The organism is Roseomonas sp. TS2 (genome assembly GCF_058833935.1).
Map to the genome: position 1 here is coordinate 1 of NZ_JCACVY010000199.1, position 7,530 is coordinate 7,530.

General features: G+C 72.6%; 9 protein-coding genes. 5 read left to right on the forward strand and 4 right to left on the reverse strand.

Annotation, left to right across the window (positions count from 1 at the left end):
- A partial coding sequence (gene odhB, locus ACZJYS_RS20945) for a 2-oxoglutarate dehydrogenase complex dihydrolipoyllysine-residue succinyltransferase (protein WP_493180204.1) occupies positions 1 to 907 on the forward strand: 907 nt, incomplete at its 5' end.
- Positions 908 to 973: 66 nt separating this feature from the next.
- On the opposite strand, the gene ACZJYS_RS20950 is transcribed toward odhB, so the two are convergent.
- Positions 974 to 1,969: a tripartite tricarboxylate transporter substrate binding protein gene (locus ACZJYS_RS20950; RefSeq protein WP_493180205.1), complete on the reverse strand. Its 996-nt coding sequence runs from the start codon at positions 1,967 to 1,969 to the stop codon at positions 974 to 976.
- A gap of 135 nt (positions 1,970 to 2,104) precedes the next feature.
- On the opposite strand from ACZJYS_RS20950, the gene lpdA reads away from it, so the two are divergent.
- The 3 genes from lpdA to ACZJYS_RS20965 are packed head-to-tail and all read left to right on the forward strand — an operon-like array spanning position 2,105 to position 4,702.
- The gene (gene lpdA, locus ACZJYS_RS20955) at positions 2,105 to 3,622 is read left to right on the forward strand and encodes a dihydrolipoyl dehydrogenase (RefSeq protein ID WP_408887531.1); all 1,518 of its coding nucleotides are present in this window, start codon (positions 2,105 to 2,107) and stop codon (positions 3,620 to 3,622) included.
- A 14-nt stretch (positions 3,623 to 3,636) separates the two neighbouring features.
- Positions 3,637 to 4,374 (forward strand): YoaK family protein, encoded by a 738-nt coding sequence (locus tag ACZJYS_RS20960; protein WP_379649430.1) that lies wholly within the window; start codon positions 3,637 to 3,639, stop codon positions 4,372 to 4,374.
- Positions 4,375 to 4,384: 10 nt separating this feature from the next.
- Positions 4,385 to 4,702: a PGPGW domain-containing protein gene (locus tag ACZJYS_RS20965; RefSeq protein ID WP_146201847.1), complete on the forward strand. Its 318-nt coding sequence runs from the start codon at positions 4,385 to 4,387 to the stop codon at positions 4,700 to 4,702.
- 15 nt (positions 4,703 to 4,717) lie between these two features.
- Here the strand turns inward: ACZJYS_RS20965 and ACZJYS_RS20970 are convergent, their stop codons facing one another.
- Genes ACZJYS_RS20970 through fsa form a run of 3 tightly spaced genes read right to left on the reverse strand, consistent with a single transcriptional unit; the run spans position 4,718 to position 6,926 of the window.
- A complete protein-coding gene (locus ACZJYS_RS20970) occupies positions 4,718 to 5,647 on the reverse strand; it encodes a tyrosine recombinase XerC (RefSeq protein ID WP_245906206.1) in 930 nt (309 codons plus the stop codon).
- Positions 5,644 to 6,243, reverse strand: a complete 600-nt coding sequence (locus ACZJYS_RS20975; RefSeq protein WP_109516296.1) for a hypothetical protein — start codon at positions 6,241 to 6,243, stop codon at positions 5,644 to 5,646. The genes ACZJYS_RS20970 and ACZJYS_RS20975 overlap by 4 nt, the downstream gene beginning before the upstream one ends.
- A gap of 26 nt (positions 6,244 to 6,269) precedes the next feature.
- A complete protein-coding gene (fsa, locus tag ACZJYS_RS20980) occupies positions 6,270 to 6,926 on the reverse strand; it encodes a fructose-6-phosphate aldolase (protein WP_109516295.1) in 657 nt (218 codons plus the stop codon).
- Between the two features lie 144 nt (positions 6,927 to 7,070).
- Between fsa and ACZJYS_RS20985 the strand changes: the two genes are divergently transcribed.
- A partial coding sequence (locus ACZJYS_RS20985) for a primosomal protein N' family DNA-binding protein (protein WP_493180207.1) occupies positions 7,071 to 7,530 on the forward strand: 460 nt, incomplete at its 3' end.

The window sequence follows — 7,530 nt, forward strand, 5'->3', positions numbered from 1 at the left end:
CGGCCCGGTCGGCCGCCCCGGCGTCGGCCACGCACCGCTGCCCGCCGCCGCCAAGATGATGGCCGAGAACAAGGTGTCGGCCGAGCAGGTCGGCACCGGCACGGCGAAGGACGGCCGCATCAGCAAGGGCGACGTGCAGGCTTTCCTGGCCCGCCCGGCGCCCGAGGCGGCGAAGCCCGCCGCGCCGAAGGCCCCACGCGCCCTGGAGGGCGGCGAGGAGCGGGTGAAGATGACCCGCCTGCGCAAGACCATCGCCAACCGGCTGAAGGAGGCGCAGAACACCGCCGCCATGCTGACCACCTTCAACGAGGTGGACATGGGCGCGGTGATGGCGCTGCGGAACGAGTACAAGGACGTGTTCGAGAAGAAGCAGGGCACCAAGCTCGGCTTCATGTCCTTCTTCGTGAAGGCCTGCGTCGCGGCGCTGAAGGAGTTCCCGGCGGTCAACGCCGAGATCGACGGCGACGATCTGGTCTACAAGAACTTCGTGCACATGGGCATCGCGGTGGGCGGCCCGTCCGGCCTCGTCGTGCCGGTGCTGAAGCACGCCGACCAGATGTCCTTCGCCGAGATCGAGAAGAGCATCTCCGGCTTCGGCCGCAAGGCGCGTGATGGCCAGCTGAAGCTCGACGAGCTCTCGGGCGGCAGCTTCACCATCACCAATGGCGGCATCTACGGCTCGCTGATGTCGACGCCGATCCTGAATCCGCCGCAGTCCGGCATCCTGGGCATGCACAAGATCCAGGAGCGCCCGATGGTGGTGGGCGGCAAGATCGAGATACGCCCGATGATGTACCTGGCGCTCTCCTACGACCACCGCATCGTCGACGGGAAGGAGGCGGTGTCCTTCCTGGTGCGCGTGAAGGAGAGCATCGAGGACCCGCGCCGGCTGATGCTGGACATCTGAGGCCCGGCCCTTTCGGGCCCGGGATGAAGGGGCGGGGGCCGCGCGCAGCGGCCCCCGCTTCGCGTTTCAGCCGTCGATGCTGAGGTTGAGCCGCGCCACCATCGCCTTCTCATAGGCCGCGCGGCGCACCGTGAAGTCGCGATAGGCCTCGGTGTCCATGTAGTTCAGCGGCATGTCCCATTTCTCGCGGATCGCCGTGTTCTCGGGGCTCATCAGCGCGGCCTTGAAGGCGTCGTGCAGCACGCGCACCACGCCCGGGTCCATTCCCTTCGGCCCGGCGATGCCGTAGGGCGAGGTCACGGCGAGGTCGATGCCCAGCTCCCGCAGCGTCGGCACTTCGGGGAAGCGCTTCGCCCGCTCGGGCGACCAGACGCTGAGCAGGCGGAACTGCCCCGCCTCCACCTGCGGCACCCAGGCCGAGCTGTCGGCGATGCTGTCGATCTGCCCGCCGAGCAGCGCCGTCACCCCTTCCGTGCTGCCGCGGAAGGGCACATGCGTCATCTGCATTCCCAGCCGGTTGCAGATATCCTCCATGGCGAGGTGGTTGGTGGTGCCGATGCCGCTGGTGGAATAGGTCATCATCCCCGGGCGCGCCTTCACCGCCGCAACGTAGTCGGCCCAGCTCTTGATCGGGCTGTCCGTCCGCACCACCACGCCGAACAGCCAGCCGGTGAGGCCGATGACCGGGGTGAAATCCTCCACCGGGTCCCAGGACTTCGCCTTGGTCATGTAGGGGTGGCGGATCACCGAGAGGTGGTGCTGGGCCAGGGTGTAGCCGTCGGGCGCCGCCTGCAGCAGCGCCTGGGCGGCCAGCAGCCCGCGCGCGCCGGAGCGGTTCTCGATCACCACCGGGTGGCCCAGGCTGCGTGTGGCGAGATCGGCCATCGAGCGGAGCTGCGCGTCGGCCGAGCCGCCAGGGGGCCAGGGCACCATCAGGCGGATCTGCCGGGCGGGGAAGCCCTGTGCCAGGGCGGGGCGCGCCAGGGCGCCGGCGGCGGCCGCGCCGGCGGCGAGGGCCAGGACGTTGCGGCGCGGCAGCGCCCGGTCGGAGCGGGTGGGCATTCTCGTCATTCCTCCACGGGGGAGGCTTCGTTTTGGCCCCCTCCCATTGCGGGCAGCGTGGCAGAGGCGGGGCATGGCGCGCAACATCCCTGCGCGGGCCCGGCCCCACGCCCGCCCCTGTGGCGGCCAGGGCGCATGCGGGGCGGGAGGGGCAGGATCGCGCCGCCAGGGGCCGGCTCCGGCACGCTGCCCCCTTGCCCGATGGCGCCGGCCGCGCCAGTTTGCCCGTCACATTCCATTGCCAAGCAGGACTTTTGCCCCATGTCCGACAGCTTCGACGTGATCGTGATCGGCGCCGGCCCCGGCGGTTATGTGTGCGCCATCCGCGCCGCGCAGCTCGGGCTGAAGGTGGCCTGCGTCGAGAAGCGGGAGACGCTGGGCGGCACCTGCCTCAACATCGGCTGCATCCCCTCGAAGGCGCTGCTGCAATCCTCGGAGAGCTTCGAGGAGACCAAGCACAAATTCGCCGACCACGGCATCATCGTCGAGGGCGTGAAGCTCGACCTGGCGCGCATGCAGGCGCGCAAGGGCGAGGTGGTGGCCGCCAACACCAAGGGCGTCGAGTTCCTCTTCAAGAAGAACAAGATCACCTGGCTGAAGGGGGCCGGGAAGATCGTCGCCCCCGGCAAGGTGGAGGTCGCCGGCCAGACCTACGAGACGAAGAACATCGTCATCGCCACCGGCTCGGACAGCGCGCCGCTGCGCGGCGTCGAGGTCGATGAGAAGCAGGTCGTCACCTCCACCGGCGCGCTGGAGCTGGAGAAGGTGCCGGGCCACCTCGTCGTCATCGGCGGCGGCGTCATCGGGCTGGAGCTGGGCAGCGTGTGGCGCCGCCTCGGCGCCGAGGTGACGGTGATCGAGTATCTCGACCGCCTCGCCCCCGGCATGGATGCCGAGACGGCCAAGCAGTTCGAGCGCGTGCTCGCCAAGCAGGGCATGAAGTTCAGGCTGAAGTCCAAGGTGACCGGCGCCGCCAAGTCGGCCGAGGGCGTGACCCTGACGGTGGAGCCCGCCGCCGGCGGCGCGGCCGAGGAGATCAAGGCCGATGTGGTGCTGCTGGCCATCGGCCGCCGCGCCTACACCGAGGGCCTCGGCCTCGCCGAGGTCGGCGTCGAGCTGGACGAGCGCGGCCGGGTGAAGACCGACGGCCACTTCGCCACCAACATCCCCGGCATCTACGCCATCGGCGACGTCATCGCCGGCGCCATGCTGGCCCACAAGGCTGAGGATGAGGGCGTGGCGCTGGCCGAGATGCTGGTGGGCCAGGCCGGCCACGTGAACTACGGCGTCATCCCCGCCATCGTCTACACCTGGCCCGAGATCGCCAGCGTGGGCGAGAGCGAGGAGGAGCTGAAGGCGCGCGGCCAGGCCTACAAGGTCGGCAAGTTCCCCTTCATGGCCAATGGCCGCGCCCGCGCCATGGGCGACCTGGACGGCTTCGTGAAGATCCTGGCCGACAAGGAGACGGACCGCGTGCTGGGCTGCCACATCCTGGGCCCGGATGCCGGCACGCTGATCGCCGAGGTCGCCATCGCCATGGAGTTCGGCGCCAGCGCCGAGGACGTGGCCCGCACCTGCCACGCCCACCCGACGCTGAACGAGGCGGTGAAGGAAGCCGCCCTGGCCGTCGACGGCCGGCCGCTGCACATCTGAGCGGCGCGGCGCGGGTGGGCTCGCTTCACCCGCGCCCGCCCCTGGCCGGCCTCGCCCGCGCAGGATTGAGCGAGGCGGGGCTGAGCCTCTGCCTCGCCGCCGTGGCGGGGGCGGTCAATGCCGGCGGCTTCCTGCTGGCCGGCGCCTACACCTCGCACATGTCCGGCATCGTCTCGGCCATGGCGGACCATCTGGTGCTCGGCGCCGTGCCCGTGGTGCTGGCGGGGCTGCTCGCGCTGCTGGCCTTCACGGGCGGCGCCATGGCCTCGGCCATGCTGATCAACCATGGCCGCCGGCGCGGGCGGCCCAACCCCTACCTGGCGCCGCTGCGGCTGGAGGCGGGGCTGCTGCTGGCCGGCGGCGGCGCCGGCTGGCTGGTGGCGCAGCGATCGGGCGGGCTGCCGCCCGCGGCGCTGGCGACGCCGCTGCTCTGCTTCCTGATGGGGCTGCAGAACGCCACCATCACCAAGATCTCCGGCGCGCGGATGCGCACCACCCATGTCACCGGCATCGTCACCGACATCGGCGTGGAACTGGGCAGGCTGCTCTATTGGAACCGCGCCGGCACGCTGGAGGGCCGCCCCTTCGTGCGGGCGGACCGCGCCAAGCTGCGCCTGCTGCTCGGATTGCTGGGCGGCTTCTTCCTGGGCGGGGTGGCGGGGGCGGCGGGCTTCCTGGTGCTGGGCTTCGCCTTCTGCCTGCCGGTGGCGGCGCTGCTGCTGCTGACGGCCGGGGCCATGCGCCAGCCATGAGGCAGGCTTCTTGAGCCGAGGCCGGGGCAGGGCCATCTGCCATGCCATGCTCGTCTATCGCCCGTCCTGGAAACGCAAGCTGGCCGGCTGGTTGCTGCTGCTGCTCGGCGTGATCGGCCTGATCCTGCCGGTGATGAACGGCACCGTCTTCCTGCTGCTCGGCATCTTTGTGCTGCGCGAGCAGCATGCCTGGTCGCAGCGCGCGCTGGGCTGGTGCCAGGCACGCTGGCCGGCGCAGGTGAACGGGCTGGGCTCGCTGGAGGGCCGCATGCTGAGCCGCTGCGGCGCGTGGTCGGACTGGATGATGCGCCGCCTCGGCCGGCGCTGAGGCGAGGGGCGCGGCCTAGTCGCTGCGCGGATGCGCCTTCTGCCAGGTCTCCAGCAGCTTCACCGCATCGACGCTGGTGTAGCGCTGGGTGGTGGAGAGGCTGGCATGGCCGAGCAATTCCTGGATGGCGCGCAGGTCGCCCCCCGCGCCCAGCAGGTGGGTGGCGAAGGAGTGGCGCAGCGCGTGCGGCGTGGCGCTCTCCGGCAGGCCGACGAGCCGTCGATAGGTCCGCAGCGCCTTCTGCGCCACGCCCGGGTCCAGCCTGTCGCCCCGCGCGCCGAGGAAGAGCGGTTCCTCCGGCAGGGCGGCGCCGCGCAGCCGCAGATAGGCCGCCACCGCCTCGGCCACCGCGGGCAGCACCGGCACCAGCCGCTCCTTCTCGCCCTTGCCGGTGATGCGGAGCGCCTGCCGGGCCTTCGGCGCGTCCTTCACATCCAGCGCCAGCGCCTCCGAGATGCGCAGGCCGCAGCCATAGAGCAGGGTGAACAGCGCCGTGTCGCGCGCCGAAAGGAGGGGGCTGTTCTCCACGTCGCCGGCGGCGCGGGAGACGTCGATCGCCTGCTCCGGCGTCAGCGGGCGGGGCGCGGGGGGCACCACGCGCGGGCCGCGCAGCCCGGCCAGCGCCAGCGGCGGCAGGCCGTGGTGGCGGGCCAGGAAGCGCAGGAAGCCGCGTATGGCGGCGAGCTGCCGCGCGCGGGTGGCGTTGCCCACGCCGTCGCGCGTCGCGCGCTCGGCCAGGAAGGCGCGCAGGTCGGCCGGCCGCAGCGCGGCGAAGCTGGCCATGGTGGGTTCCTCGCCATGGTGGCGGGTGAGGAAGTCCAGGAAGTCCGAGAGGTCGCCGCCATAGGCGATCAGGGTGTGGCGGCTGGCCCGGCGCTCCCGCGCCAGCCAGTCGAGCCAGAGCTGGCGGGCCTCGAAGCCGGTCATGACGGGGTTCTCGCTCATCGCAGCAGGGCCGCGGCCAGGGCGCGCGCCAGGAACAGCAGGTCCGGCCCGGCGCCGCGCGCCGGCAGGCCGGTGGCGCCGCGCGCGCCCAGCACCAGCATGCAGGGCGCGCCGGGCAGCGGCAGCCGGGCCAGCGCGTCGCACCGCACCAGGCCGGCCGCCTCGGCGTGCAGCAGGGGAAGGTCGGTGGGGGCGGGGCGGACCAGCGCGTCGCGCCCGGCGGGCAGCAGCCGCGCCACGGTGCCGGCGGGCAGGCTCAGCCGGTGCGCGGCGGGCATCCCCTCATCGGCCAGGGCGCAATGCTCGAGGCCGAGCAGGGCGGGCCATTCCTGGCTCACCGTCTCGGCCGGGTCGGCGCTCGGGATCAGCGCCAGCACGGCGGCGCGGGCGCGGGCGGCGAAGCCCGCCCCCTCGCGCGCCGCGTCCGCCATCTCGCGGCTGGCGGCGCGCTCGGCGGAGAGCATCGCCGCCATGTGGTCGGCCAGCTCCTCGCCATGGACGCGGCGCGGCGGCGCAAGCAGCCGGTACAGCTCGGGCTGCTCGGCCAGGAAGCCGGGATGGGCCCGCAGCCAGGCGGCCACATCCTCGGGTGTCATGCCGCCCTCCGCGCCCCGCGCCCGGCTCAGAGGATGCTCTGGCCGGTCTTCTTCCAGTCGGCCAGGAAGGCCTCCAGGCCGCGGTCGGTCAGCGGGTGCTTGATGAGCTGGCGGATCACGGCGGGCGGCAGGGTGGCCACGCCGGCGCCGAGCTTGGCCGCCTGCGCCAGGTGCAGCGGGTGGCGGATGGAGGCCACCAGCACCTCGGTCCGGATCGCGGGGTAGTTGCGGTAGATCTGCACGATGTCGGCGATCAGCTGCATGCCGTCCTGCGCCAGGTCGTCCAGCCGGCCGACGAAGGGCGAGACGTAGGTGGCCCCCGCCTTGGCCGCCAGCAGCGCCTGGGTGGGGGAGAAGCACAGCGTGACGTTGACCGGCGTGCCCTCGTCGGAGAGCGCGCGGCAGGTGCGCAGCCCGGCCTCGGTCAGCGGCACCTTCACCGCCACGTTCGAGGCGATGCCGCGCAGGAAGCGGCCCTCGGCCAGCATGGTCTCGTAGTCGGTCGCCGTCACCTCGGCGGAGACGTGGCCGGGCGTCACGGTGCAGATCTCGGCGATCACCTCGGCCATGTTGCGGCCGGACTTGGCGATCAGCGAGGGGTTGGTGGTGACGCCGTCGACCATGCCGAGCTCGGCAAGCGCGCGGATCTCGGACACCTCGGCGGTGTCGACGAAGAACTTCATGAGGCGGTTTCCTGTGGCGCGGCGACATGCGCCGGTTGCGAGGAGGAGGGGGTGCGTCCCGGGGTCGTGTCACCCTATCTAGCGGATGGCGGGTGCCGGGCGAAAGGCCGTGCCGCCCGGGGAAGGTCTTGGAGAAGGGGCTCGATGGCTCGTCTGCGTGTGCTGCTGCCCCTGCCGCTGGCCGGGGCCTATGACTACCGGGTGCCGGCCGGCCGGGACGTGCCGCCGGCCGGCAGCTTCGTGGTGGTGCCGCTCTCGGGCCGGCAGCTCTACGGCGTGGTGTGGGATGGCGAGGCCGATCCCGACCTGCCGGAACGCCGCCTGCGCGACATCGTGGAGGTGCTGCCGGTGCCGCCGATGACGGCCAGCCTGCGCCGCTTCGTCGAATGGGTGGCGGCCTATACGCTGAGCCCGCCCGGCGCGGTGCTGCGCATGGCGATGAGCAGCCCCTCGGCGCTGGAGCCGCCGGCGCAGAAGGCCGGCTGGCGCCTCGCCGCCGCCGGGCGGCGCGCGGCCCAGGGGCAGGGCCAGGGGGAGGGGCGGCTGACCGAGGCGCGCCGCCGCGTGCTGGACGCGATGGAGCCGGGCGAGGTCTACACCGCCG